This window comes from Microbacterium songi (assembly GCF_042747925.1).
Taxonomy (GTDB): domain Bacteria; phylum Actinomycetota; class Actinomycetes; order Actinomycetales; family Microbacteriaceae; genus Microbacterium.
This window is the reverse complement of sequence record NZ_JBHZIE010000010.1, coordinates 341598-367632: the sequence shown is the minus strand read 5'-3', so window position 1 is coordinate 367632 and position 26035 is coordinate 341598. Positions and strand designations below refer to the sequence as shown.

The window sequence follows — 26035 nt, the reverse complement described above, 5'->3', positions numbered from 1 at the left end:
GGAGCCGGCCCGACCTGGCGCACCGGTCCGGCATCGAGCAGGATCGGAGAAGCGTGCCGACGTCCCCGCCCGTAGCGTCGAGGTGAGGAACGCCATCCGGCACCGCACGAACGAAGGAGCACCCATGGCCACGACATCGGACGGGCTGTCGCAGGAGGAGCGCGATGCCGTCAAGAACCGCGCGAAGGAGCTGCGCGCGGAGGCGAAGGCGGGCAAGGACCGCGCGGCCGGCGAGGCACTGCTGCTGAAAGCGATCTCCGAGATGGAGGCCGACGAGCAGGTGCTGGCCGAGGGCCTGCACGAGATCGCCTCGAAGGAGGCGCCGCAGCTCATGCCCAAGACCTGGTACGGATTCCCGGCCTACGCGAACGCCGAGGGGAAGGTGGTGTTCTTCTTCCAGCCGGCGGCGAAATTCAAGACCCGCTACTCCACGCTGGGCTTCAGCGACCCCGCCCAGCTCGATGACGGCGATATCTGGCCGACGTCCTACGCCCTCGCGAAGCTCACGCCGGCGACGAAGAAGACGCTTACCGAGCTGATCCGACGGGCGGTCGGGTGAGACCGTTCTCGGGCGCATGATGGCCGAACGGGAGCCGCTCGGCGCCGCCGAGGGCCACCAGCACCGAGGGGAGCACGGCCGCAGCGGTGCGCCGGTAGCCGAGGGCTGAGGGATGGAAGCGGTCGAGGCTGAACATCTCGTCCGGGTTCGTGATGAAGAACGGACCCACGACGGCCGCCAGCTCGACGGCGTACGCGCCCAGGCCGAGGGTGGCGGCGCGCTGCGCGACAGCGAGCTGTCGGGAGGCCCTGCCGCCGAGGGCGCGCAGGGGCTGCGGCACCGGGCGGAGCGCGCCGAGGTTGGGACACGTGCCCACCACGACCGCGCTGCCGCGATCGTGCAGGGCGCGGACGGCGGCGGACAGGTGTCGCACCGAGGTGTCGACGGGTACGCGGTGGGTGACGTCGTTGCCGCCCACGACGATGACCGCGACATCCGCTCGGTAGTCCGCGGGCAGTGACGCGAGCTGGGCGGCCAGCATGGAGGACTCGGCGCCGACGACGGCCGCCGTCCGGAGCGTGACGGCGCGCCGGGTGCTGCGGCTGATGCCTTTCGCCAGACGCGCGCCGAATGTCTCGTTCGGAGTGGCGACCCCGAGACTCGCGGCGATCGAGTCGCCCAGGACGAGCAGTTCGATCGGATTGCCGCGCGCGGGCTTGTACGTGCGGTCGGCGTCGGGCACCTCGCCGTGCGGCTTGCCGATGCGCTGTCGGGCGAGAGCCGCCTGCCGCCGCAGCAGCATGGTCGACCCGACGCCCGCGCCCGCGAGGAGCGCGCCGAGCGCAGCGAGGGCGATGACGGCGGGGTGGCGGATGCTGCGGCTCATCGGCTCCGTTCAACCAGACATCGATGAACGACCGGTGTCGAGACCGTTGACGGACGGGAGACGCCGCCACCGCCGGACGGGATGCGGGGTGTCGTGTCCGTGATCGACGGCGCCCGGGCCGCCGGGCGACGGATGCCGCGGCATCCGTCGTTCAGAAGCGTCGGACGAGAGCCCGCTCGCGGTCCGTCGCGCGGAATCCGAGGCGCTCGTACAGCGTGTTCGCGCCCGTCGGGCTCGCGGTGTCCACGTCGAGGACGGCGCGCTCGAGACCCGCATCGGCGATCGCCCGCAGAGTGCGCGCGATCGCGCGGGGCGCGAGACCGCGGCCGCGGTGGTCGCGCACGACTCCGATGAGGTCGATATAGGAGTTCGTCGCGCCGAGGGACTCCCAGTCGTCTTCGTTGACCGACGCGAGCACGAAGGCGACGACCCGATCGCCGTCCAGGGCCAGGGTGCTGAGGTCGGGGCGCAGGAACGGACCCTCGACGAACTTCTGCCACCGCTCGGGCGACGAGGTGAGGCTCCCCCAGTGGTCGCGGAACGCGTCGTTGCGCGCCTGACGCGCGTCTTCGGCGCGATCGGCCGTGTAGGGCACGAAGCGGATGCCCTCCGTCCCGCTGATCTCGGGCACCGGGAGTGCCATGTCGCGCTCCATGGTGGTGAACCATCGCTCGGTCCGCAGCCCGAGCTGTTCGGCGAGAGCGACGAGCCCGTCGTCGCCCTCGTGGGCGTAGACCTCGATCACGGCGGGCAGGCTCGTGTCGGACTCGGCGAGCTGCTGCAGCGCCCTCGCGTACTGCCAGCCGATCACCGCGGTCCCGATGCCCCGCCGGCGCCACTCGGGGTGGACGGCGCCGTCGAGGTCGACCTGGATGCGCGTCTCGGTCGAGGAGTGCCGCATGGATGAGCCGACGGCGACGACCACGCCGTCTGCCGTCTCGGCGAGGATCGTGTCGCAGCCGTGGTCGATGTGCGGCAGGTCGAAGGTGTCGGCGACGTCTTCTCGGGGCGTCACCCAGGTCGGGTGGTCGACACGGTCGGCGGCGGCCACCACGGCATGGATCGCATCGATGTCGGCGGGGGCCGCGTTCCGCCATCGGGCGATCAGCGGGTGCTGCGGCTGCGCGGGCTCACCGGGCTGCCCGACGCGCTCGGCGAGGGGGCCGAGATCGGTCGCGGAATCACCATCGGTCGCGGGGGTGTCGCTGCTCACGCCCCCAGCCTAGGTCGGCCGCCCCCGTCGGCGCAGGTGGCACCGACGGCACGGATCGACGCGACTCAGCGGAAGTCGCGGTCGTGGAACTGGATGCCGTTCGCATCCTCATCGGACGCCGCGCCCGCGATGCGCCGTGCTTCGCGCTCGCGCAGCTCGACGCGACGGATCTTGCCCGAGATCGTCTTCGGGAGCTCTGGGACGAACTCGACCACGCGGATCCGCTGGTACCCCGAGAGCCGCGCGGTGGCGTGGGCGAAGATGTCGCGGGCGCTCGCTTCGAGCTCAGCCTCCCCCGCCGCCGTCAGGCAGATGTACGCCTTCGGCACGGCGAGGCGCACGGGGTCGGGGCTGGGCACCACGGCCGCCTCGATGACGAGCGGATGCTCGAGCAGGATGGACTCGAGTTCGAACGGCGAGATCTTGTAGTCCGACGCCTTGAACACGTCGTCGGCCCGTCCGACGTACGTCAGGTAGCCGTCGGCGTCGCGGGACGCGATGTCGCCGGTGTGGAAGAACCCGTCGCGGCACGCGATCGCCGTCGCCTCGGGCGCGTCGTGGTAGCCGGCCATCAGGCCGACGATCCGACCGGAGAGATCCAGCCCGATCTCCCCCTCGTCGGCGACCACGTCGCCGGTCGCGGGGTCCAGCAGCACGACCGGGTAGCCGGGCAGCGGGCGACCCATCGACCCGTCCTTCACCGGCTGTCCGGGAGAGTTGCCGACCGCGCAGGTCATCTCGGTCTGACCGAATCCGTCGCGGATCGTGGAACCCCAGGCATCCCGCACCCGACTGATGACCTCCGGGTTCAATGGTTCTCCCGCGCCGAGCAGCTCCCGTGGGAGGTGCGTCAGCTGCGTCAGGTCGGCCTGGATCAGCATGCGCCAGACCGTGGGCGGTGCGCAGAACGTGGTGACCTGGTGCGCCTGCATGACGTTCATGAGCTCGACCGCGTCGAAGCGCGCGTAGTTGAAGACGAACACCGTCGCCTGCGCGAGGAAGGGCGCGAAGAAGCTGCTCCACGCGTGCTTGCCCCAGCCGGGCGACGAGATGTTGAGGTGCACGTCGCCGGGCCGGACGCCGAGCCAGTACATCGTCGACAGGTGACCGATCGGATACGAGATGTGCGTGTGCTCGACGAGCTTCGGACGGGACGTCGTCCCCGATGTGAAGTAGAGCAGGCTGAGGTCCGAGGCGGGGGTGGGGGCATCGGGCTCGAAAGGAACGGATGCCCCGGCCGCGGCATCCGTGTTCACCCAGCCGGCGGGGGTATCGGTGCCCACGCCGATGCGGATCACCGATTCGTCGAGCAGAGAGGTGCGATCGGCGAGGGCGGTCGGGGCGATCACCGCGCGGGCCTGACCGTGCTCGACGCGATAGGCCAGGTCGTGCGCGGTCAGCAGGGTCGACGTGGGCACCGACACGGCGCCGATCTTCGTGAGGGCGAGCATGACCTCCCAGATCTCGATCGTGTTGCCGAGCATGACGATGACCCGATCGCCCCGGGTGATGCCGAGGCCGAGGAGCCAATTGGCCACCCGGTCGGACCGGAGCGACAGGTCGCCGTACGACCACGACTGCGCCGCGAGGTCGGCCGACACGATCGTCACGGCAGGTCGATGCGGGTGCTCGGCGGCGACGACGTCGAACCACTCGAGGGCGAAGTTGAACTCCTCGGGTTCGGGCCAGGCGAACCCCGCGACCGCACGGTCGTAATCGGTGGCGTGCGCGAACAGGAAGTCGCGCGCCTCTCGGATCGCGAGGGTGGCGGCGGTGGCCCGGCGCTCGGGAGAGGACATGGGCGGCTCCGTTGTCGGTGACGTGGTGCGTGGTGCGTGGTGCGTGGTGAAGCCTAAGTCTTGCGGGTCGCCGAGCAAGCGGGCGCGGCGAGACGAAAAGCTCCTGGACCTCGGCGAGTAGTCCATATGTTCTCATCTCGCAGAAACTGTCGGAACTCCTCCTCCCCAGATACCTCCCGCTGGTTCTGTCGTCGATCAGCCCACAGATAGTAACTATCTTCTAAACTATGTCGGTGGGGTGCGGTAGATTTGCTCCATGACCGCACCACTCGATGATCTCGCCGCAGCGCTGGACGCGCTGCGTTCGGTCGGCGGCGATCGCGCCCCGGGGGCGCTCACTCCTGCCGAGCTGATGGCGGTCAACGAGTCATTCGGCGTCGCCCGGCGACTCCTCGACGCGGCCTACGCGCCCATTGCCGCCGAGATCGCCCGACAGTCGCGCGCAGAGCTGGGCAGAGACTCCCTGGCGCGGCGCCAAGGGTTCCGCACCCCCGCCTCCCTGATCTCAGCGACCACCGGCGCGACCGTGGGGGATGCCATCCGCATCGTCGCCGTGGGCGAGGCCACGGCTGCACGGATGACGTTGAGCGGCGAGAAAGCACCCGCGCGACGGCGGCACGTGGCCGCGGCGCTCCAGACCGGCGTCCTCGGCGTCAATGCGGCGTCAGCCATCTGCGCCATGCTCGAGAGGGTCGAGATGCGGGCTGATCGCCTTGCCGTCGATCAGATGGAACGTGCGCTCGTGGAGCAGTGCCACGGCCTCGCCGCCGATCAGCTGCAGAAGCTCATCGCCCGCGCCGAGGCTCATCTCGATCCCGATGGGCTCGAGCCGCGTGACAAAGACCTGCGCGGCAAGCGCGGCCTCTCGATCGTCGAGGATCGCTGGGGCATGATCCGCGTCGAGGGCGTGCTCGACCCGGAGTCGGGTGCTCCGGTGAAGGCGGCGGTCGAGGGCCTGGTATCCGGCATGCTTCGTCGCCGTGATCTGGATGATGCGGCGGGCAGCGGCGGAGGGGCGACAGAGGCGATCGCCGATCAGCGCTCCGTGAAGCAGATGCGCGCCGACGCCCTCGTCGACCTGTGTCGCCACGCTCTCGGATGCGACCAGGTGCCCACGGCGCCGTCGACCACCGTGGTCGTGCGCATGTCGCTCGATGATCTGGACTCGGGCCACGGGGTGGCGACGATCGATGGCATCGGCCGGCCGGTGTCGATCGGAACGGCCCGCCGGATGGCGGGAGACGCGCAGGTGATCCCGTGCATCCTCGGCGGTGCGAGCGAGATCCTCGACTGGGGCCGGGCGAAGCGGCTTTTCACCCCCGCCCAGAAGCTCGCGTTGGCCGAGCGAGACGGCGGGTGCGCCTTCTGCGGGCTTCCGCCCGGCATGACGGCGGCCCACCACATCCGGTGGTGGCGCAGAGACTCCGGTCCGACCGATCTCGCCAACGGAATCCTTCTGTGCACGACATGTCACCATCGCATTCACGACGACGGATGGGAGATCCGCGTCGATGGGCCCGGAACGCGCATGAACGTGTGGTTCATCCCACCCCCGTGGATAGACGTGCACCGCACGCCGCGGCTGGGCGGGAGAGCCCGCTACGACCTCGCATCGTGAGCGCTACGGGCGACGTGAGCGCCGCGGGTGACGTGAGCGCCGCGGGTGACGTGAGCGCCGTGGGTGACGTGAGCGCCGTGGGCGACGTGAGCGCCGTGGGCGACGTGAGCGCCGTGGGCGACGTGAGTGTCATGAGCGCCACGGCCATGACGGGCGTCCGGGTCCGGGCGGGGTCGGAGTCGGGGGTGGCCGCGCGATACCCTCGCGGGACACACTCGCACGCGAAAGGACGGCCGACCATGCCGCTCGACCCGTTCTTCGCGGAACGCCTCCGCGTCCACCGCCGCTACCTCCTGTCGAAGGCGCTCACGCAGGTGCGCGCCCAGCTGAAGGGCCGCCTCACCCGCGTCACGGAACGAATGGCAGAGCTGAGAGGACGTTTCCCCGGTCTGGGCGGCGGCCGCCGCCTCCCGGCCGTCGCGTCTCCCGCCCCGTCCACATCTGCACCGGAGCCGGCCGCTCGCCCGGCCGCCGCGAAGAAGTCGCCCTCCGCCGTCGCTCGCGCGAAGAATCGTCGCAAGGCGCTCGCCTGGGACCGCGACGAGCTCAAGAACGTCGGCACGGCCGGACCCGACCTGCCGATCTCGGAACACACGATCCCCGTGAGTGGCTACCCCGACGTGCGGGTGCGCATCTATCGCCCGCCCGCCGACGACGCGGCGATACCGGCGATGCTCATGTTCTTCGGCGGCGCGTTCCGCATCGGGGGCATCGACTATCCGACGACGGATGCGGCCTACCGACGCCGCGCAATCGACGCCGGTGTCGCGATCGTCGCAGTCGACTACGCCCTCGCGCCCGAACACCGCTTCCCGACGCCGGTCGAACAGGGATACGCCGCCCTGACGTGGCTCCGCGAGAACGCCGGCCACCACGGCATCGATCCCGATCGCATCGGGATCGGCGGCACCTCCGCGGGTGGAGGGATCGCGGCGGCCGTCACCCTCGCCAACCGGGACAGGGCGAACGTGCCGCTACGCCTGCAAGTGCTCGAAGTCCCGGTCGTCGACCTCACCGGAGCGCACGTCGACCTGCGCGCGACGTGGGCACTCGGCATCCCGAGCTTCATCGCGATCCGCGAGATGCGCTCCGTCGCCCGCACGTATCTGCCCGATCCCGCCGACGCACGCGACCCCCTCGCCTCACCCCTGCGCGCGGCATCCCATGCGGGCCTCCCACCCGCCGTCATCCTCACCGCCGAATACGACCCGCTCCGCGGCGACGGCGCCGCCTATGGTGCGGCCCTGCGTCGGGCGGGCGTCGAGGCGAGTGTGGTCCGATATCTCGGCGTCACACACGACGTGTCGATCTTCACCGGCGTTCTCGCCGCGGCCCGGCGCTGGCACGCGGACGTCGTCGCTGCACTCCGACGACTGCACGACGTCGACGCCGATGCCGACGCCGAACCGACGCGAGAGATCCGTGTCTCGGCGGCCGTCATCACCGACCGCGAAGGGCGCCTCCTCGTCGTCCGCAAGCAGGGGACGACCGCCTTCATGCAGCCCGGGGGTAAGCCCGACCCGGGCGAGTCCCCGGCGGAGACGCTCGTGCGCGAGCTGGACGAGGAGATCGGCATCCGCCCCCGCCTCGACGACCTGCGTCCCCTCGGCACGTTCCGCGAGGACGCCGCGAACGAACCGGGGTTCGTCGTCGTCGCCGACGTGTTCGCCGTCGAGATCGGCGAGAGCGTGCCGGTGGCCGCCGCCGAGATCGCCGAGCTGCGCTGGGTCACCGGATCGGATGCCGAACAGCTCGAGATCGCGCCGCTCGCCCGCCGCCACTTCCTGCCCCGCTGAGGCGCTAAGCCGGAGCAGCGAAGGCGATGTCGACCTGGACCTCACTGGCGATGCGTTCCAGATCGTCGCGCAGCGCCTCGACGTCGACGGCGGCGGGAACATGTGCGGTGACGGATGCCTCGAACAGGCTGCCCCCCGACATCGAGGCATCGCGCACTTCGGTCGTCATCCGGTCGATGTTCACACGGTGGGTGCCGAGCACCGCCGTCACCTCGCCGATGATGCCCGGCCTGTCGTTGCCCAGAACCGTGAGCGCCACCACGCGATCGTCGACCCGCGCCGGCGGATCGTCCGAGCCCTCGTGGGTGGTGATGGCGAGACCATCCATCGCGCCGAGCGCGTCGAGCAGATCAGCCGCCTGCGCGTCGGGAACGGTGATCTGGACGACGCCGGCGAACACTCCCGCGATCTCCGCCAGCTGACTGCTCTCCCAGTTGCCGCTGTGCGTTCGCACGCGCTCCGCGACCGCGGCGACGAGACCGGAGCGGTCGGCTCCGACGAGGGTGAGGACGAATCTGGCCACGTCTCGCATGCTACCCGCTCGGTGTTCGCACCGAGCGGGTCGGCGCCCTATCCTGAACTCCGGATCACCGACGATCCACCAACGAAGGAGCCACCATGGCCGATGACTCGACGATCCTCCTCGTGCACGGGGCCTGGCACGGGTCGTGGTGCTGGGAACCGACCGCAGACATCCTCCGCGCTCGGGGATGGGATGTCCACACGGTAGACCTGCCCACGGTGCACGCCGACGACAAAGCCGACCTCGCGCTGGCCGACGACGCCGACGCCGTCGCCACCGCGATCGCGGGGATCGACGGCCCCGTCACGGTCGTCGCACACTCCTACGGCGGGGTGCCCACTACTCAGGCGGCGACCGATCCGCGCGTGCGCCACATCGTGTACATCGCGGCATTCGTGCTCGATGAGGGCGAATCGCTTCTTGCCTCGGTGGGCGGTGTCGCGCCGGACTGGTGGCACATCGACGGCGCGCTCGCCACCGCGGGCGACGACGCCCAGCCACCCCAGACGCTCTTCTACGGCGACGTCGACCCGGCGGCGGCCGACGCGTACACCGCGAAGCTGCGACCGCAGAGCCTTCGCGCATTCACCGACACGCTGACGACCGTCGCGTGGCGCGATCGACCGACGACGTACATCGTCACGGAACAGGACGTGATCTTCCCCGTCTTCGCCCAGGAGGCCTTGGCGGCACGCTCCGGATCGCAGGTGCACCGACTCGACACCAGCCATTCCCCGTTCCTCTCTCAGCCCGGGGCCGTCGCCGAGATCATCGAGGGCGCCGCGCGGAGCTGACCCCGCAGACGCGTCACATCTGGTCTGCGACGATCGCGCCCACCAGCATGGCCGCCGCCGCGGGAGCCCGCGACGGCACGCGGGGCAGCACCGACGCGTCGGCCACGCGCAGCCCCGCGATGCCGCGCACGCGACCCGCACCGTCGACCACCGCCAGGTCGTCGACGCCCATCGGCGCCGACCCGCACGTGTGGGCGGCGCTTCCCAGCCGCTCGCGGATCCACCCGTCGAGCAGGTCGTCGTCGCGCAGCGTCAGGTCGTCCAGGTCGACGAGACCCGCCACGAGCCCGGCGAACGGCGCGGATCGCAGCATCCCCGCCGCGGCACGCACACCCGTACGCAGCGCCGCGCGATCGCGGGCGTCCTCGAGGTAGCGGTAGTCGATCCGCGGCGCTGCGAGCAGACGGGCGGATGCCACGGCCACCGTGCCGCGCGTGCGGGGACGCTGCAACCCCACGATCACACCGAACGGGGAATCGCGCGTCTCCGCCCGCGCCTCGAGGTCGGGGGGCTGCGTGCACGCGAGGATCTCGAGGTCCTCGCCCGGTCCGCCGTCGGCGCTGAGCTGCAGCGCCACGGGGAACGCACCATACGCATCCTCCGGCCGCGCCGACGTCGCGGCGAACTCGGGCGTGGGCATCCACTCGACCCATACGGTGGGGTGATCGCTGAAAGCAGCGCCGACACCGGGCAGGTCGGCCACCGGGTGGACACCGGCGGCGCGCAGCTGATCGGCAGGGCCGATGCCCGAGGCGAGCAGCAGACGCGGGGTGCCGAAGCCTCCCGCGCACACGACGATCTCGTCGGCGGTGATCAGTTCGCGCTCCCCCTCGGCGTCGGCGATGTCGACGGCCACCGCACGGCCATCATCGACCTCGATGCGCAGGACCCGACAGTTGCTGCGCACGGTGAGCGACCCTCGCGGGGTGAGCTCGTCGGCGATGTTGCGGGGCACGCCGTCGGCGACCGTGGTGCGCAGGGCCAGCAGACCGCGGTCAAGGCCGGAGGCCTCAGCGGCGGCGGTGAAGGCGACAGCGATCGGGTGCGTCTGGGGGGCCAGCGGCACGCCCCACCGCGTCGTGATTTCATCGAGCTGAGCGGCGACCCTGCTCGGCTCCCAGGCGTCTCCCCCTGCCTCGTGCCAGTCGCGCAGATCGGACTCCCCCGGCGCGACGAAGTACCCCCCGTTGACCACCGACGAGCCTCCGACGACGCGACCGGGCATCGCCGTCCACCGACGGTCCGCGGTCAGCTGACCCGGTAACGCCCACGTCTGCGGATGGGCGACCGCGTCGTGTGCGTCGCCCACGGCACCGGCATCCGCGGGACGCCCCGCCTCGATCAGGACGACGTCGTAACGATCGGCGAGCCTCGACGCGACGACGCATCCGGCGCTGCCCGCCCCGATCACCACCGCCCGCTGCACCCTGCCAGCGTCGCACATCTGCCGCAGCGCTGCCGCCGCGGCGCCGGACCGGGCGAGTCCGTCGCCCGGTCAGTCGCCGGACGGGCGGGTGGACAGGACCGCCCAGCCGCGGGGGGGCAGGCGCACCATGCTGTCCGCGACCGTGGCTTCACCGGCCAGGACCCGCATCGCATCGGCCGCGGGAAGCTCGACCTGTCCGTCCGCCAGATTGAGCGCGGTGACCACCCCGTCGTCGGCCGTCGCCGTGCGCAGGACGATGGACGTGTTCGTCACGTCGATGACATCGGTGCGGGCGCTGTGCAGCCAGGCGTGCTGCCGTCGCAGCGAGAGGAGGTCGTGATGCACCGTCCGCAGCGCCCGGGCGGCCGGGCTCAAGGCATCGGCGGCGGGTGCAGCGTCGGCGAAAGCGGGACGCACGGCGTCATCGCCGCCGAAGCGCTCCTCCTTGACTCCGGTGAGGCCGTCCTCATCGCCCGCGTAGATCATCGGCGTGCCGGCCAGGGTGCACAGCAGTGCGACCGCGTGCGGCACGAAATCCGCGCCGATCGCCGAAGACAGCCGGGTCACATCGTGGTTGCCGAGGAACGTCGTCGGGACGAACACGTCGAGCATCGCGTTGTCACGTTCGATGGCGTGCGCCAACTCGAACAGGTTGCGGTCGGAGATCGCGTGCCAGATGCCTTGCCAGAGCTCGTACTGCGTCACGGAATCGACGGTCGCGGCGGTCACGAACGCGCCGAAGTCCCCGTGGATGACCTCACCCGTGAACCACGCGGACGGATGGCGCTCCCGCACCCGCGGCAGCACGCGCGCCCAGAATCGCGGATCGACGGCGTACGCGGCATCGAGTCGCCAGCCGTCCGCCCCGCGCTCGAGCCACCGGCTCATCACCTCGACCACCGCGTCCGCGACGTCGGGGTCGTCGTGGTCGAGCTCGAGCAGACCGCCGTGCCCCTCGAACGTCTCGGGCTCGCCGTCGGCGCCCCGGCGGATCCACCCCTGATGGGCGAAGGCGGGCGCGACATGGTTGAACACCCCGTCGAGCAGGATCCGGATGCCGCGCCGCCGGCATTCCGCGACCAGCCTGTCGAACGCCTCATCCCCACCCAGACGCGCATCGACCACATCGAAGTCGAGTGTGTCGTAGCCGTGCGTGGCGGAGGCGAAGATCGGTCCGAGCGCGAGCCCGGAGAGACCCAGCTCGACGAGGTGATCGAGCCACGGGACGATGCGGTCGAGGCCGTGGTCCCCGCCGTCTTCCGGATCGGGGTACGCGCCTGTGAAACCGAGCGGATACACATGCCACCAGATGACGTGCCGCACCCAGTCGCGGGGATCGTTCGTCGTCTCGCCCATGCATCCCCCCGTCTCTCCACAGACTACCGGCGCGCGTCGAGCGGCCGTCCGACGCCACCGCGACCCCGGCCGCGCAGTCGTAGGCTGGACGCACCGCACAAAGGAGAGCGCCGTGTCTTCCATCGCGAACGGGTCCCGCACCGAGACCGCCAGCCCGAGCTCCCCGCGCCCGTCCGACGACCCGCGCTTCACGGTCGTCGACGATGCGATCGCACAGCTCGCAACCGGCGCCCGCACGTGGTCCCGGCTCACGCTGGGTCAGCGCGCGCGTCTGTTCGAGCGGGTGCGGGCCGCGGTCGGCGCCGTGGCCGAGGAGTGGGCCGACACCGCGTCGCTCTCGAAGGACCTCGCGCCGGGGCATCCGCTCCGCGGCGAGGAGTGGCTCGCCGGCCCCTACGCGGTCCTGGTGTCGCTGGACGCGTACCTCGTGTCGCTGCGCGCGCTCGCGTCGGGTCGGAGCCCGCTCGAGGGAGTCCGGACGGATGCTGCGCCCGGCGGACGCATCCGCGCGCACACGTTCCCCTCCCGTGCCATCGACGGGCTCCTGCTCTCGGGCTACACCGGTGAAGTGTGGCTTCAGCCCGGCGTGACCGCCGAAGAGGCGGTGGGCTCGGCGGGGCTCGGGCAACGTCGACCGACCGCGAGCGGCGGAGTCGGGCTCGTCCTCGGCGCCGGCAACGTCACGTCGATCCCCGTGCTCGACGTCTTCTACGAGCTGCTCGCCCACAACCGCACGGTGATCCTGAAGGTCAACCCCACCCAGGACGCGCTGGTGCCGATCTACGAGCGGGCGCTCGCGCCGCTCATCGAGCCGGGCTTCCTGCGGATCGTCCGCGGCGCGGGAGACGTGGGCGCTCACCTGACGGGGCATCCCGGGATCGCGCACGTGCACATCACGGGCGCGGCGACCACATTCGACACGATCGTCTGGGGACCGGGCGAGACCGGTGAGCAGAACCGGCGCGACAACCGGCCCGCCCTCCACAAGCCGATCACCGCCGAGCTCGGGGGCGTCTCTCCGGTCATCATCGTGCCGGGCGCCTGGAGCGACGCCGATCTGCGCTTCCACGCCGAGCACGTCGCGACCATGCGTCTGCAGAACAGCGGGCATAACTGCATCGCCGGCCAGGTCGTCATCGTGAGCGCGGACTGGCCGCAGCGCGAGGCCTTCCTCATGGCGCTCGCCACGGCCTATGACGCCGCGCCGGCCAGGTCGGTCTGGTACCCGAAGGCCGACGAGAAGCTGCAGGCCGCGGCATCCGCGTATCCCTCCGCGATCTGGAACGCCGACCGCACTCGTGCACTCGTCGAGCTGGACGCCGACGCCGACGCGACGGCGCTCGAGACGACCGAATACTTCGCCCCGGTCCTCGGCGTGGTCTCTCTGCCGGGCAACGGCCAGGAGTTCCTCGACGCGGCGGTCGCGCACGCCAACCAGAAGCTCACCGGCACGCTCGGCGCCAATGTGCTCATCGACCCGACGACGCTCGCGGCGCTGGGTGACGGCTTCGAGCGCGCGATCGCCGATCTGCGCTACGGCGCGATCGCGATCAACACGTGGACGGCGTTCGCGTTCCTCACCCCCACCGTGACGTGGGGGGCGTTTCCCGGCGGCACCGCCGATGACGTGCAGAGCGGGATCGGCATCGTGCACAACGGCTATCTGCTCGACCGCGTCGAGCGATCGGTCGTGCGCGGACCCTTCCGGCCGTTCCCGCGTTCGGCCGGCGCCATCGGGCGCCCGGGCACGTTCAGCGTGCTTCCCAAGCCGCCGTGGTTCGTCACCTCGCGGACGGGTGCCGCGGTCAGCGAGGGCTTCACGCGCTTCAAGGTCGACGGCAACCTGCCGCGCCTGGCGGCGACGCTCGTGCAGGCGTTCCGGGCGTGAGTGGCAGATCTGCGGCGGCCCGCGTCGACGAGGCCGACTACATCGTGGTGGGCGCCGGCTCGGCCGGCGCCGCCCTCGCTGCGCGTCTGACCGAGGATCCGGATGTCACCGTGCTGCTGCTCGAGGCCGGTGCGCCCGACACGGCGCTCGAGCTGCACGTCCCCGCGGCGTTCTCGAAGCTCTTCCGCGGACCCTTCGACTGGAACTACGACACCGTTCCGCAGCCGGCACTCGAGGACCGCACGGTGTACTGGCCGCGCGGCAAGACCCTCGGGGGCTCGTCGTCCCTCAACGCGATGATGTGGGTGCGGGGGTTCGCCGCCGATTACGACGAGTGGGCGGATGCCGCGGGTCCCGCGTGGTCGTGGGAAGCCCTCGTGCCCTACTTCCGGCGGGTGGAGCGCACGGAGGACCCCGCCGACCCGACCCAGGGCGCCGCGGGCGCGCAGCCGATCGAACATCAGCGCGATCCGCGTCCGCAGACCGCGGCATTCCTCGACGCGGCGCGCGAGGCCGGCCACCGGGTCACGGCGGCCAACCTCCCGGCCGGCCAGGGGTTCTCCCGCACGATGGTGTCGCAGCATCGGGGGTCGCGCTCCTCGACCGCCGACGCCTACCTCCGCCCCGCGAAAGGCCGCCCGAACCTCCGCGTCGTCACCGGCGCGCTGGTGCGCCGTGTCACCTTCGAGGCCGGGCGGGACGATCCCGCCGTGCCGGGAGCCACCGGCGTCTATCTCGAGATCGACGGCATCACCCGTCATGCCCGCGCCCGCCGCGAGGTGATCCTCTGCGGAGGCGCCGTCAACACGCCGCAGCTGCTCCTGCTGAGCGGCATCGGTCCGGCGGAGCACCTCGGAGAGCGGGGCATCCGGATCGTCGCCCACTCCCCCGAGGTCGGCGAGGGTCTCCGCGACCACCTCGTCGCGGGGCTCGCACCGGCTGCGCGGGGCGGCACGCTGTACGCGGCCGAGAAGCCCGCCGAGCTCGCGAACTATCTGCTGCGGCGTCGCGGGATGCTGACCTCCAACGTCGCCGAGGCATACGGGTTCGTCCGCACCGCGGTCGCGGACCGGATCGGCATGGCGGCCGACCTCCCCGACATCGAGATCATCTTCGCGTCCGCGCCCTACGTCGGCGAGGGTCTCGTCCCGCTTCCCGCCGAGGGGTTGACCGTCGGCGCCATCCTCCTGCGCCCGCGCAGTCGCGGCACCATCAGGCTCGCCTCGACCGACCCGCGCGACAAACCCCTCATCGATCCCGGCTACCTGAGCGACGCCGACGGCATCGATGCCGAGACGCTGCGCGCGGGGCTCGCGGCGTGCGAGGAGCTCATCGACACCGACGCGATGCGCACCGTGACCACCGGAGGGTGGATACAGCCCGCCGGCGGCGAGCACATGACGCCCGTCGAGCGGGCCGAACTGGCCATGCGCCGTTACTCCCACACCCTGTACCACCCGGTCGGCACGGCCCGGATGGGAACGGATTCCTCGTCCGTCGTCGACCCCGCACTGCGCGTGCGTGGCGTCAGCGGACTGCGCGTCGCGGACGCGTCGGTCATGCCGAACCTCATCCGCGGCCACACCAACGCGCCGGCGATCGTGATCGGGGAGGTCGCCGCCGACCTGCTCCGTGGTCGTAGCTCGTCGAGGTGACCCGCGGCTGCTCAGGCCCCGGCGAACCGATCGGTCGCGGCGCGAAGGGCGGCGGCGATTCCCGGCTCCGAGGCCGAATGCCCGGCATCCGGCACCACCACGAGGTCGGCCTCGGGCCACGCCCGATGCAGGTCCCACGCGGTCATGATGGGCGTGCAGGCGTCGTACCGCCCCTGCACGATCACGGCCGGAATGTCGCGGATGATGCCGACGTTCGCGATCAGCTGCCCCTCGGTGAACCAGCCCTCGTGCATGAAGTAGTGGTTCTCGATGCGGGCGAACGCGGTGGCGGCGTCGGGATCCGTCATCGACGCCACGAGGTTCGGGTCGGGTCGCAGGGTCAGGGTCGAGGCCTCCCACGTCGTCCAGGCCATCGCGGCTGGACCATGCACCGCGGGGTCTGGGTCGATCAGCCGGCGGTGGTAGGCCTCGATGAGGTGGGACCGCTCGAGCACCGGGATCGGAGCGGTGAACTGCTCCCACAGATCGGGGAAGATCGACGATGCCCCACCCTCGTAGAACCACTCGAGCTCGTGCCGCCGGAGGGTGAAGATGCCCCGCAGCACGAGCTCCGACACCGCGCCGGGGTGCGTCTGGGCGTACGCGAGCGCGAGGGCGCTCCCCCACGAGCCGCCGAAGACCTGCCATCGGTCGATGCCGAGGTTGCGGCGCAGCAGTTCGATGTCGGCGACGAGATGCCACGTCGTGTTGAAGCGCAGGTCGGCGTCGGCAGCGCTCACGTGCGGGGTGCTCCGCCCGCATCCGCGCTGGTCGAGCATCACGATCCGGTAGCGCTCGGGGTCGAAGAAGCGGCGATGCCACGGGGACGAGCCCGATCCGGGCCCGCCGTGGAGGAAGACGACCGGCTTGCCTTGGGGGTTGCCGCTCTGCTCCCAGTACATCCGGTTGCCGTCGCCCACCAGCAGCTCGCCGGTCTCGTACGGCTCGATGGGCGGGTAGAGCGAATCGAGTCCCGACACCTGCATCACAGTCCGCTCGCCGGGACGCTGAAGGTGTCGCAGGCGTTCGGGCCGCCGTCGAAGCCCGTCGTGAACCAGCGCTGGCGCTGCTCGCTCGATCCGTGCGTCCAGCTCTCGGGGTTGACCGCTCCGCCCGATTCCTGCTGGATGTGGTCGTCGCCGACGGATGCCGCGGCATTGAGCGCGTCATCGATCTGCGGGGGCGTCGGCGTCTGCAGGAACGGCGTGCCGCTGTCGTCGACGATGTCGGGGGCGTACGCCACCCAGGCGCCGGCGAAGCAGTCGGCCTGCAGTTCGGTGCGCACCCCGTTGCTGTCGGGGCCGGTGCCGTTGTCGGGGTGGTCGTTCATGACGCCCGTGATCTGCTGTACGTGGTGGCCGTACTCGTGCGCCAGCACGTACAGCTGGGCGAGTGGGCCCGCCGTCGCATCGAACTGCGAACGCAGCAGGCCGAAGAAGGTCGGGTCGACGTACACCGTCTCCTCCGGCGGGCAGTAGAACGGTCCCGTCGCGTTGGAGGCGGTGCCGCACTGCGTCGAGGTCGACCCGTCGACGATGATCAGCTGCGGCGGCCGGTAGCCCTCGACGTTCGTCTCCCAGTACTCGTCGATGACGGTCGCGGCGAACACCAGACGACAGTCGTCGTTCGTGTTGGCCTGGGCGCCCGTCTCGCAGTTCGCGATCTCGCTGCCGCTGTCACCGCCCGCGGGCTGCGCGGCGCCGCCGCCGAGGAGACCGCTGAGGTCCTGCCCGGTGAACAGGCTGATGAGCAGCACCGCGATGGCGCCGACGCCCGCGATGCCGCCGCCCGCGATGGCGACACCGCGGCCCCGACGACGCGCAGTGGTGCGGCCGACCTTTGCGTTGTCGTTGAAGGTCATGTGGACACCGTACTGGGGATGCGCTCGGGCGGAGCGATGCACGCCCTGAGCGGGCCAGCGCCGCCGACGGCCCGGCAATAGGCTCGGGGCATGGAACCGCGTGCCACGACCGTGACCATCACCGGAGCCGGCGGACAGATCGGCTACGCCCTCATGTTCCGCATCGCCGCCGGGGGGATGCTGGGGGCCGACCGGCCCGTGCGTCTGCGGCTGCTCGAGATCGAGCAGGGCGTGCGCTCGGCCGAGGGCGCAGCCCTCGAACTGCAGGACGGCGCGTTCCCCCTGCTGCGCGATGTCGAGGTCACGACCGACCCTGCGACCGCGTTCGAGGCCTGCCACATCGGTCTGCTGGTGGGGGCTCGGCCACGCGGGCCGGGGATGGAGCGTGCCGATCTGCTCGCCGCCAACGCAGGGATCTTCGGACCCCAGGGCGCCGCGATCGGAGAGAACGCGGCCGCAGACGTGCGCATCGTCGTGGTGGGCAACCCTGCGAACACGAACGCGCTCATCGCCGCAGCATCCGCCCCTGACATCGCGCCGGATCGATTCACCGCGCTGACGCGCCTCGACCACAATCGCGCGCTCGGACAGCTGGCCTCCGCCCTCGAGGCGCCCGTCCGAGACCTCGCCGGCGTCACGATCTGGGGCAACCATTCAGCGTCGCAGTTTCCGGACGTCACCCACGCGACGGTCGCCGGGCGTCCGGTGGCGGATGCCCTCGCCGAGCGTTTCGGCTCCGCGGCGGCCGTCGCCGCCTGGCTCGACGGCACGTTCATCCCGAGGGTCGCCCGGCGCGGGGCGGAGATCATCGAGGTGCGCGGCTCGTCGTCGGTCGCATCGGCTGCGAACGCGGCGATCGAGCACGTGCACGACTGGATTCTCGGCACCGGGACCGGCTGGACGTCGGCCGCGCTGATCTCGCGCGGAGAGTACGGCGTGCCGGAGGGGCTGGTGTGCTCGTTCCCCGTGACGGCGGAGGACGGCGCCTACCGCATCGTCGAGGGCCTCGACGTCGACGCCCGGGCCCGCGCCCGCATCGACGCATCGGTCGCGGAACTGGCCGCCGAGCGCGACGCCGTTCGCGAGCTCGGGCTGCTCTGACATGCTCGACCCGCTGATCGTCGTCATCCTGGGGGTGATCGTCGTCGCTCTGACGAGCGCGATCGCCCCCCGGCTCGGGATCGCGGGTCCGCTCATGCTCGTGGCCATCGGCGCGATCGTGAGCCTGCTGCCGTTCATCCCCGAAGTGAAGCTCGATCCCGAGATCATCCTGGTCGGAGTCCTGCCTCCCCTGCTGTACTCGGCGGCGGTATCGCTGCCGGCCATCGAGTTCCGGCGCGACTTCCGCCCCATCGCCGGGCTCAGCGTGCTGCTCGTGCTGGTGAGCGCGGTCGTGCTGGGGGGCTTCTTCTACCTCGTGATCCCGACCCTCGGCCTGCCGCTGGCGATCGGCCTGGGCGCGATCCTCAGCCCCACCGACGCCGTGGCCACGTCCATCGCCAAACGTGTCGGCCTGTCCGGGCGCGTCATCACGATGCTCGAGGGCGAGAGCCTGCTGAACGACGCGACCTCCCTCGTCCTGCTGCGCACGGCCGTGGCCGCGTTCGTCGCCGGCTCGGTCTCGTGGGGCGAGGCCATCGGCTCCTTCGTCTGGGGCATCGTCATCGCGATCGTCATCGGGGCGGTCATCGGCGCCCTCAACCTGCGCGTGCGTCTCTGGGTGTCGCATTCGGCAGCCAACACCGCGCTGAGCTTCGCGGTGCCGTTCGTCGCCTATCTCCCCACCGAAGCCCTCGGCGGCTCCGGGCTCGTGGCCGCGGTGGTCGCGGGCATCGTCACGGGGCAGGGGGCGGCTCGGTTCTTCACGCCCGAGCAGCGCATGTCGGACGAGCTGAACTGGCGCACCGTCGAGCTGGTGCTCGAGGGCTCCGTGTTCCTGCTGATGGGGCTCGAGCTCGAAGACATCGTGACCCAGAACCAGCGAGATCATCAGGGCATCGGCCACGCGCTGTGGCTGGCGGCGGCGGCTCTCGGCATCATCCTGCTCGTTCGGGCCGCGTACGTCTCCGTCCTGATCCGGTTGCAGAGCCGTCGCGCCCGCGACAAGGAGCGGGAGAATCTCGAAGCGTTCAAGGAGCGGATCACACGGGCGGACGCGATGCCGGGAGCGCCGTCTTCTGCGCCCCGGCCGCCCCGGCCGGCCCCGCCGACCCGCGAGCTGTCGGAACGCGAGCGCGCCCGCATGGTGCGCCGCCGACGTCGGATGATGACCGGCGGTCGCCGGCGCCTGCTCCGGGAACCCGAGCGCCGCGAGCGCTGGCTGGCGCGCATGCGCACGCGGATCACCCGCTCGCTGGCGGACATCGACTACTACCAGGCGTCGCCGCTGGGCTGGCGGCACGGGACGATCATCGTCTGGGGCGGCATGCGCGGCGTCGTGACCCTTGCCGCCGCGCAGACGCTGCCCCGGGATACGCCCGAGCGCCCCCTGCTGGTGTTCGTCGCGTTCCTGGTCGCCGTCGGAAGCCTGATGATCCAGGGGTTCACGCTGCCGGGGGTGGCCAAACGCGTGGGACTCGTCGGCGCCGGCGAGACGGGCCTGTCGGACGAGGAGGAGGACGCCCTCGATGACGAGCTGCAGGAGGCCGCGGCATCCGCTCTCGCCAGCGCCCAGCTGACGCGGCGGGACGGCTCGGAGTTCCCCCCGGCGCTGATCGAGCGGGTGGCGGAACGGCTCACCCGTTCCGAGAACGACGAGACCTCGACGCTGGCCGCCGACATGTCGGAGCTGCGTCTCGCCATGCTCGGCGCGATGCGGGCCCGCCTGAACGACCTCTCGTCGGACGGCATCTACAGCACGGCCGCCCTCCGCCACGCTCTGGCCGAACTCGACGCCGACGAGATCAGCCTGCGACTACGGCTCGGCGGGGACGACTGACACCCGGCGTCCGGCGATCAGGGCAGAATGGAGTCACCCGGAACACGAAGGAGGTGCCCGTTGGCCGATGTCACCGACCTGACGAGCCCCACCCCCGTCGTGCACCCCGCCGCCGAGTGCCCGGAGTGCTTCACCGAATTGCAGCGTGACCGCGACTGGTGGCTGGCCAGACCGGCAGGATCACGCCTGGTCGGCCTGGTCGTCACACGCGATGACATGCCGTCCGTCACCCAGCAGCGCACCGAGCTGACGCGTTTCGGCGTCCCCATCGACGGGTTCCGGCATCCGGCGCCCGAGACGATGGAGAACTGGGAGACGCGACTGGCCCGTCTGTTCGGAACGCTCCGCGCGGGCGATGTGCTCGTCGTGGCGAACGTTCATGCCCTGGGTCGTGACATCGACGAGGAGACGCGGACGGTCGCCGAGCTTCGTCGCCGCGGCGTCATGATCAAGGTGCTCGGACACGGCGGCCGTCACCTCTACGACGCCGGCCGCTGAGCGATGGAGACCCCGTGAACACGACTGCATCCCCGCTCCTGCGCCTCGGCGTGATGGCGACCTCCCGGAAGGCCGACGAAAAGCGGCTGCCCATCCACCCCGCGCACTTCGAGGGCATCGACGAGGATCTGCGCGCGAACATCATGCTCGAGACCGGCTACGGGCTGCGCTTCGGCCTCACGGACGACGAGCTTGCGCCCTGGGTGGGCGCCGTCGCCTCGCGGGACGAGATCATCGCCGGGGCCGACGTCGTGGTGCTGCCGAAGCCGCTCGCCTCCGACCTCGCCGATCTGCGCGACGGGCAGGTGCTGTGGGGATGGCCGCACTGCGTGCAGGACCGCGCGATGACGCAGCACGCGATCGACAAGAACCTCACGCTGATCGCGTGGGAGGCGATGAACCACTGGAAGAGCGACGGCGGCTTCGGGCTGCACGTCTTCCACAAGAACAACGAGATCGCCGGGTACTGCTCGGTACTGCACGCCCTGCAGCTGTGCGGCTCGACCGGCGACTACGGACGGCGCCTGAATGCCGTGGTCATCGGGTTCGGCGCGACCGCCCGCGGTGCGGTGACGCTGCTGAACGCGCACGGCATCCACGACGTGCGCGTCCTGACCAACCGCGACACCGCCGCGGTCGGCTCGCCGATCCCCTCGATCGACATCATCCGGTTCGAGCACAATCCCGACGCCCCGTTCGACAGCACCGTGAACACGGCGGATGGCCCTGTGCCGCTGGCTCCGTTCCTCGCCGCCCACGACATCGTCGTGAACTGCACCCTGCAGGACCCGAATGCCCCCCTCACCTACCTGCGCACCGAAGACCTTTCGGCCTTCCGTCCGGGCAGCCTGATCGTCGACGTGTCGATCGACGAGGGTATGGGGTTCGAGTGGGCGCGACCGACCTCCTTCGCCGAGCCCATGATCACCGTGGGCGAGAACACGAATTACTACGCGGTCGATCACAGCCCGTCTGTGCTGTGGAACTCCGCGACATGGGAGATCAGCAGCGCTCTCACGCCGTTCCTGCGCACCGTGATGGAGGGGCCGACGGCGTGGGCCGAATCCGACACGATCCGCCGCGCGATCGAGATCGACAACGGGCATGTCCGCAACGAGGCGATCCTGCAGTTCCAGAACAGGGAGTCGGACTACCCGTACGCGAACCGCGCCTGACCCGGCTGCGGGGCTACTGAGCGACGTACGCGCGCAGATGCGTCGCCGTGAGGGTGTCGCCGCTCTCGACGAGGTCGGCGGGCGTCCCCTCGAAGACGATCCGACCGCCGTCGCGCCCTGCCCCCGGGCCGAGGTCGATGATCCAGTCGGCGTGCGCCATCACGGCTTGATGGTGCTCGATGACGATCACACTGTTGCCCGCCTCGACGAGCCGGTCGAGCATCCCCAGCAGATTGTCGACGTCGGCGAGGTGCAGGCCGGTCGTCGGCTCGTCGAGGACGTAGATCGCGCCCTTCTTGGCCATCGAGATGGCGAGCTTCAGCCGCTGACGCTCTCCCCCCGACAGCGTGTTCAGCGCCTGCCCGAGGGTGATGTAGCCGATGCCGACATCGATCATGCGCGCGAGGGTGGTCTGGGCCGGCCCCTTCGCACTGACGGAGGCGAAGAACTCGGATGCCTCGGCCACCGACATCGCGAGCACCTCGGCGATGTTCTTCCCGGCCAGTCGGTGCTCCAGCACCTCGTCGCTGAACCCGGTGGTGCCGCACATCTCGCACGGGGTCTCGACCGATGAGGCGAACCCCAGCTCGGTGATGATCACGCCGAGCCCCTTGCACGCCGGGCACGCGCCCTCGGAGTTCGCGCTGAACAGCGACGGCTTCACGCCGTTCGCCTTCGCGAACGACGCCCTGATCGCGTCGAGGAGCCCCGTGTAGGTCGCGGGACTGCTGCGTCTGGACCCCTTGATCGCTGATTGGTCGACGACCACCACCTCGTCGAAGGAGGGAACGTTGCCGTGGATGAGCGACGACTTGCCCGAGCCGGCGACCCCCGTGACGACCGTCAGCACCCCCAGCGGCACGTCGACGTCGACGCTCTGGAGGTTGTGCTGCGTGGCACCGCGGATCTCGAGCGCCCCGGTGGCTGTGCGCGTGGCGGGCTTGAGGCGGGCCCGATGGTCGAGGTGGCGGCCGGTCAGCGTGCCCGAGGCGCGCAGGCCCGCGACATCCCCCGTGTACTGGATCTCGCCTCCCGCTCTGCCCGCTCCCGGCCCGAGGTCGACGACATGATCGGCGATCTCGATCACCTCGGGCTTGTGCTCGACGACGAGCACGGTGTTGCCCTTGTCGCGCAGCTGCCGGAGAAGCTCGTTCATGCGCTGGATGTCGTGGGGATGCAGGCCCGCCGTGGGCTCGTCGAACACATAGGCGATGTCGGTCAGGCTCGATCCGAGGTGGCGGATCATCTTGGTGCGCTGCGCCTCCCCGCCCGAGAGGGTTCCGCTCGCCCGGTCCAGCGAGAGGTAGCCGAGGCCGATCTCGACGAACGAGTCGATGGTCTCCCTCAGCCCGGTCATGAGCGGAGCCACCGAGGGGTCGTCTATCGTGCGCAGCCACACCGCCAGATCGGAGATCTGCATGGCCGCGGCATCCGCGATGCTCACTCCCCCGATCTTCGACGAGCGTGCCGGAGCGCTCAGCCTGGTGCCCTCGCACTCGGGGCAGGCAGTGAACTTGACGGCGCGGTCGAGGAATGCGCGGACATGGGGCTGCAGCGCGTCACGGTCCTTCTTGAGGAAGCTCGCCGTGATCTTCGGGATCAGCCCCTCGTACGTCATGTTGATGTTCTGGATGCGAACCTTCGTCGGCTCCTTGTAGAGGAAGTCGGCGCGCTCCTGCGGGGTGTAGTCCTTGATCGGCTTCTGCGCGTCGAGGAACCCCGACTCGGTGAACGCGCGCACCATCCACCCGTCCACGTTGTACCCCGGAATCGTGAGCGCCCCGTCGGCGAGAGACTTGCTGCTGTCGAAGAGCTCGTCGAGGTCGACATCGCTCGCTTCGCCGAGTCCTTCGCAGCGCGGGCACATACCGCCCGTGATGCTGAACTCCCGCCGTTCCTTCGCCCCGCCGGCCTTGGTGATCGCGCCCGCGCCGCTCACCGACGGCACGTTGAAGGAGAACGCCTGCGACGAGCCGATATGCGGAGTGCCCAGGCGACTGAAGAGGATGCGCAGCATCGCGTGCACGTCGGTGGCCGTTCCGACGGTCGAGCGCGCGTTCGCACCCATGCGCTCCTGGTCGACCAGGATCGCCGGGCTGATGTTCTCGAGCGCATCGACGTCGGGCCGCTGCGGGGTGCCCATGAACTGCTGCACGAAGGAGGGATACGTCTCGTTGATCAGCCGCTGCGATTCGGCCGCGATCGTGCCGAAGACGAGCGAGGACTTGCCCGACCCGCTCACTCCCGTGAAGACGGTCAACCGGCGCTTGGGGATCTCGACGCTGACGTCCTTCAGGTTGTTCTCCCTCGCGCCGACGACGCGGATGACCTCGTGCGCGTCAGCGGTCGCGGGGACGGATGCTGCGGCCGGCGTCGCGGCGTCGGTAGCGGTCATGCGGGCCTCCCGAGTAGTCCACCCCAGTGTGCCCGAAGGCACCGACATCTGGGGGGCCCGCGGTCAGACGGAAGCGACCGGCACCAAGCGGCCGTCGTGCATCTCGAGCACCCGGTCGGCGCGGGCGAGCATGGCGGGGTCGTGCGTCGCGACGATGGTCGCGGTGCCGCGCTCGTGTGCGACGCGCGCGATCAGCTCCATGATCTGCGCGCCGGTCTCGGAGTCGAGCTGGCCGGTCGGCTCATCGGCCAGCAGCACGGCAGGGTCGGCGACGAGCGCCCGCGCGATGCCGACCCGCTGCTGCTGGCCGCCGGAGAGTTCGCCGGGGCGCTGGGCGGCGTGATCGGTCAGTCCCACCGCGTCGAGTGCGTCGGCGACCCGGCGAGCGCGCTCCCGCGGGTCCAGCCGCCGGATGCGCAGCGGGACCTCGACGTTCTCCGCGGCGGAGAGGATGGGGATCAGCCCGAACGCCTGGAACACGGAGGCGACCTCGGTACCGAGCAGGGACGCGACATCCGTGCGGGGATCCGACAGGTCGTGACCGCTCACCTCGATGCGTCCCGTCGTCGGGACGTCGAGCCCTCCCAGCATCGTCAGCAGTGTCGTCTTGCCCGATCCGGAACGCCCCCGCAGGGCGACGAGCTCGCCTGGCTGCACCTCGAGATCCACTTCGCGCACCGCCGTCACGTCCCCTGCCGGCGTGCGGAAGACCCGTGATACCCCCGTGGCCCGCAGCGCAGCACTCATCGACTTCCCTCCGGCGTCTGCGCAGGCCCGTCCCCGTGCCCGGGTTCCCGGTCGTCCCTCGAACGGTCCGCGCCCGCCCCGGGACGCACCTCGATGCGGTCGGACTCGAGCGACAGGCGCACGCGTTCGCGCAACGACAGCGCGCTGACGAAGTCCGCGGGCAGCTGCATCCGGCCGGAGCGATCGAGGACCGCGAATTCCTCTGCGACACGGATGCTGCGACCGGCGGCATCCGTCTGCGTGCTCCGGAACGTCTCGGTGGCCGTCCGCCCGTCGCGGATGCGCACTGTGCGATCGACGTGCTCGGTCACGGCGGCGTCGTGAGTGACGATCAGGGTGGTGACACCGCGCTGCCGGTTCGCCGCTTCGAGCGCGGCCAGCACCTCTGCGCTCGTCGCCTCATCAAGCTCTCCCGTGGGCTCATCGGCCAGAAGCACCCGGGGTTCATTGGCGAGCGCCACCGCGATCGCCACGCGCTGCTTCTGCCCGCCCGACAGCTGATCCGGTCGCCTGTCCGCGATGTGCGCGACATCGAGCTGGCCGAGGAGGTCGCCGGTGAGGGCGGCGCGGCGATGACGCGGCACGACCCCCGCCACCGCGTGCGCCATCGCGATGTTCTCCCGCGCGCTGAGGTAGGGCAGGAGATTGCGGCCCGACTGCTGCCACACGAAGCCGACGCTGCGGCGCCGGTAGTCGACCCGCTCCCGACCCTTCATGGTCACGAGGTCGTGGCCCGCGACCCTCGCGGTGCCGGCGGTCGGCACGTCCAGGCCGGCCAGGATGCCGAGCAGGGTCGACTTGCCCGACCCTGACGCGCCCACCAGCGCGACCAGTTCGCCGCGCCCGATCGTCAGCTCGAGCCCCTGCAGCGCCTGCACCTCCACACCCTGCGCGGTGAAGATGCGCACGAGTCCCTCGCACTCCACATCCGGATCGCTCTCGGTCGCGATGGTCATGCTGACATCCTC

At 70.8% G+C, this 26035-nt stretch carries 21 protein-coding genes; 10 read left to right on the top strand and 11 right to left on the bottom strand.

The window, feature by feature from the left end; genetic code table 11:
* Positions 1-124: 124 nt before the first annotated feature.
* Positions 125-559, top strand: coding sequence for a hypothetical protein (locus ACFM35_RS12755; protein WP_378842582.1), 435 nt, complete (start codon positions 125-127; stop codon positions 557-559).
* Here ACFM35_RS12755 and ACFM35_RS12750 read toward each other — a convergent pair.
* From ACFM35_RS12750 to ACFM35_RS12740, 3 genes are all read right to left on the bottom strand, one after another.
* The gene (locus ACFM35_RS12750; RefSeq protein WP_378842580.1) at positions 528-1385 is read right to left on the bottom strand and encodes an SGNH/GDSL hydrolase family protein; all 858 of its coding nucleotides are present in this window, start codon (positions 1383-1385) and stop codon (positions 528-530) included. The two genes, ACFM35_RS12755 and ACFM35_RS12750, sit on opposite strands and share 32 nt — an antisense overlap.
* 151 nt (positions 1386-1536) lie before the next feature.
* The gene (locus ACFM35_RS12745; protein WP_378842578.1) at positions 1537-2598 is read right to left on the bottom strand and encodes a GNAT family N-acetyltransferase; all 1062 of its coding nucleotides are present in this window, start codon (positions 2596-2598) and stop codon (positions 1537-1539) included.
* Positions 2599-2663: 65 nt separating this feature from the next.
* Positions 2664-4397, bottom strand: coding sequence for an AMP-binding protein (locus tag ACFM35_RS12740; RefSeq protein ID WP_378842576.1), 1734 nt, complete (start codon positions 4395-4397; stop codon positions 2664-2666).
* Positions 4398-4653: 256 nt separating this feature from the next.
* Between ACFM35_RS12740 and ACFM35_RS12735 the strand changes: the two genes are divergently transcribed.
* Together ACFM35_RS12735 and ACFM35_RS12730 are read left to right on the top strand one after the other, a co-directional pair.
* Complete coding sequence (locus ACFM35_RS12735) at positions 4654-6015, top strand: DUF222 domain-containing protein (protein WP_378842574.1); 1362 nt, start codon at positions 4654-4656, stop codon at positions 6013-6015.
* Positions 6012-7811 (top strand): alpha/beta hydrolase fold domain-containing protein, encoded by a 1800-nt coding sequence (locus ACFM35_RS12730; protein WP_378842572.1) that lies wholly within the window; start codon positions 6012-6014, stop codon positions 7809-7811. Before ACFM35_RS12735 ends, ACFM35_RS12730 begins: the two co-directional genes overlap by 4 nt.
* A 4-nt stretch (positions 7812-7815) precedes the next feature.
* Here the strand turns inward: ACFM35_RS12730 and ACFM35_RS12725 are convergent, their stop codons facing one another.
* Positions 7816-8334, bottom strand: coding sequence for a glycine cleavage system transcriptional repressor (locus ACFM35_RS12725; protein ID WP_378842570.1), 519 nt, complete (start codon positions 8332-8334; stop codon positions 7816-7818).
* 95 nt (positions 8335-8429) lie between these two features.
* Between ACFM35_RS12725 and ACFM35_RS12720 the strand changes: the two genes are divergently transcribed.
* The gene (locus ACFM35_RS12720) at positions 8430-9128 is read left to right on the top strand and encodes an alpha/beta hydrolase (RefSeq protein ID WP_378842568.1); all 699 of its coding nucleotides are present in this window, start codon (positions 8430-8432) and stop codon (positions 9126-9128) included.
* Between the two features lie 13 nt (positions 9129-9141).
* On the opposite strand, the gene ACFM35_RS12715 is transcribed toward ACFM35_RS12720, so the two are convergent.
* Both ACFM35_RS12715 and ACFM35_RS12710 read right to left on the bottom strand, forming a co-directional pair.
* Entirely contained in the window at positions 9142-10554 is a 1413-nt protein-coding gene (locus ACFM35_RS12715; RefSeq protein WP_378842566.1) for a GMC family oxidoreductase, read from the bottom strand.
* Positions 10555-10623: 69 nt separating this feature from the next.
* Positions 10624-11910 carry an alpha-amylase family glycosyl hydrolase gene (locus ACFM35_RS12710; RefSeq protein ID WP_378842564.1) on the bottom strand — a complete coding sequence of 429 codons (1287 nt, stop codon included), beginning with the start codon at positions 11908-11910 and terminating at the stop codon, positions 10624-10626.
* Positions 11911-12022: 112 nt separating this feature from the next.
* Here ACFM35_RS12710 and ACFM35_RS12705 point away from each other — a divergent pair, with 112 nt between their 5' ends.
* Together ACFM35_RS12705 and ACFM35_RS12700 are read left to right on the top strand one after the other, a co-directional pair.
* Positions 12023-13798: an aldehyde dehydrogenase family protein gene (locus tag ACFM35_RS12705; protein ID WP_378842562.1), complete on the top strand. Its 1776-nt coding sequence runs from the start codon at positions 12023-12025 to the stop codon at positions 13796-13798.
* Entirely contained in the window at positions 13795-15453 is a 1659-nt protein-coding gene (locus tag ACFM35_RS12700; protein ID WP_378842560.1) for a GMC family oxidoreductase, read from the top strand. Before ACFM35_RS12705 ends, ACFM35_RS12700 begins: the two co-directional genes overlap by 4 nt.
* Positions 15454-15464: 11 nt before the next feature.
* Here ACFM35_RS12700 and pip read toward each other — a convergent pair whose 3' ends face one another.
* Together pip and ypfJ are read right to left on the bottom strand one after the other, a co-directional pair.
* Positions 15465-16439 carry a prolyl aminopeptidase gene (gene pip / locus ACFM35_RS12695; protein WP_378842558.1) on the bottom strand — a complete coding sequence of 325 codons (975 nt, stop codon included), beginning with the start codon at positions 16437-16439 and terminating at the stop codon, positions 15465-15467.
* The gene (gene ypfJ / locus ACFM35_RS12690) at positions 16439-17314 is read right to left on the bottom strand and encodes a KPN_02809 family neutral zinc metallopeptidase (RefSeq protein WP_378842556.1); all 876 of its coding nucleotides are present in this window, start codon (positions 17312-17314) and stop codon (positions 16439-16441) included. The genes pip and ypfJ overlap by 1 nt, the downstream gene beginning before the upstream one ends.
* A gap of 90 nt (positions 17315-17404) precedes the next feature.
* On the opposite strand from ypfJ, the gene ACFM35_RS12685 reads away from it, so the two are divergent.
* Genes ACFM35_RS12685 through ACFM35_RS12670 form a run of 4 tightly spaced genes read left to right on the top strand, consistent with a single transcriptional unit; the run spans position 17405 to position 21925 of the window.
* Entirely contained in the window at positions 17405-18415 is a 1011-nt protein-coding gene (locus ACFM35_RS12685) for a malate dehydrogenase (protein WP_378842554.1), read from the top strand.
* 1 nt (position 18416) lies between these two features.
* On the top strand, positions 18417-20252 hold the full coding sequence (locus tag ACFM35_RS12680; protein WP_378842552.1) for a cation:proton antiporter: 1836 nt from the start codon (positions 18417-18419) through the stop codon (positions 20250-20252).
* A gap of 60 nt (positions 20253-20312) precedes the next feature.
* Positions 20313-20750 carry a recombinase family protein gene (locus ACFM35_RS12675; RefSeq protein WP_378842550.1) on the top strand — a complete coding sequence of 146 codons (438 nt, stop codon included), beginning with the start codon at positions 20313-20315 and terminating at the stop codon, positions 20748-20750.
* Between the two features lie 53 nt (positions 20751-20803).
* The gene (locus ACFM35_RS12670) at positions 20804-21925 is read left to right on the top strand and encodes a N(5)-(carboxyethyl)ornithine synthase (RefSeq protein ID WP_378843031.1); all 1122 of its coding nucleotides are present in this window, start codon (positions 20804-20806) and stop codon (positions 21923-21925) included.
* A gap of 13 nt (positions 21926-21938) precedes the next feature.
* Here the strand turns inward: ACFM35_RS12670 and ACFM35_RS12665 are convergent, their stop codons facing one another.
* The 3 genes from ACFM35_RS12665 to ACFM35_RS12655 all read right to left on the bottom strand — a co-directional run bounded on the left by ACFM35_RS12665 (position 21939) and on the right by ACFM35_RS12655 (position 26023).
* Positions 21939-24320 carry an ATP-binding cassette domain-containing protein gene (locus ACFM35_RS12665; protein ID WP_378842548.1) on the bottom strand — a complete coding sequence of 794 codons (2382 nt, stop codon included), beginning with the start codon at positions 24318-24320 and terminating at the stop codon, positions 21939-21941.
* A gap of 63 nt (positions 24321-24383) precedes the next feature.
* Positions 24384-25067: an ABC transporter ATP-binding protein gene (locus ACFM35_RS12660; RefSeq protein ID WP_378842547.1), complete on the bottom strand. Its 684-nt coding sequence runs from the start codon at positions 25065-25067 to the stop codon at positions 24384-24386.
* Positions 25064-26023, bottom strand: a complete 960-nt coding sequence (locus ACFM35_RS12655; RefSeq protein WP_378842545.1) for an ABC transporter ATP-binding protein — start codon at positions 26021-26023, stop codon at positions 25064-25066. Before ACFM35_RS12655 ends, ACFM35_RS12660 begins: the two co-directional genes overlap by 4 nt.
* Positions 26024-26035 lie beyond the last annotated feature (12 nt).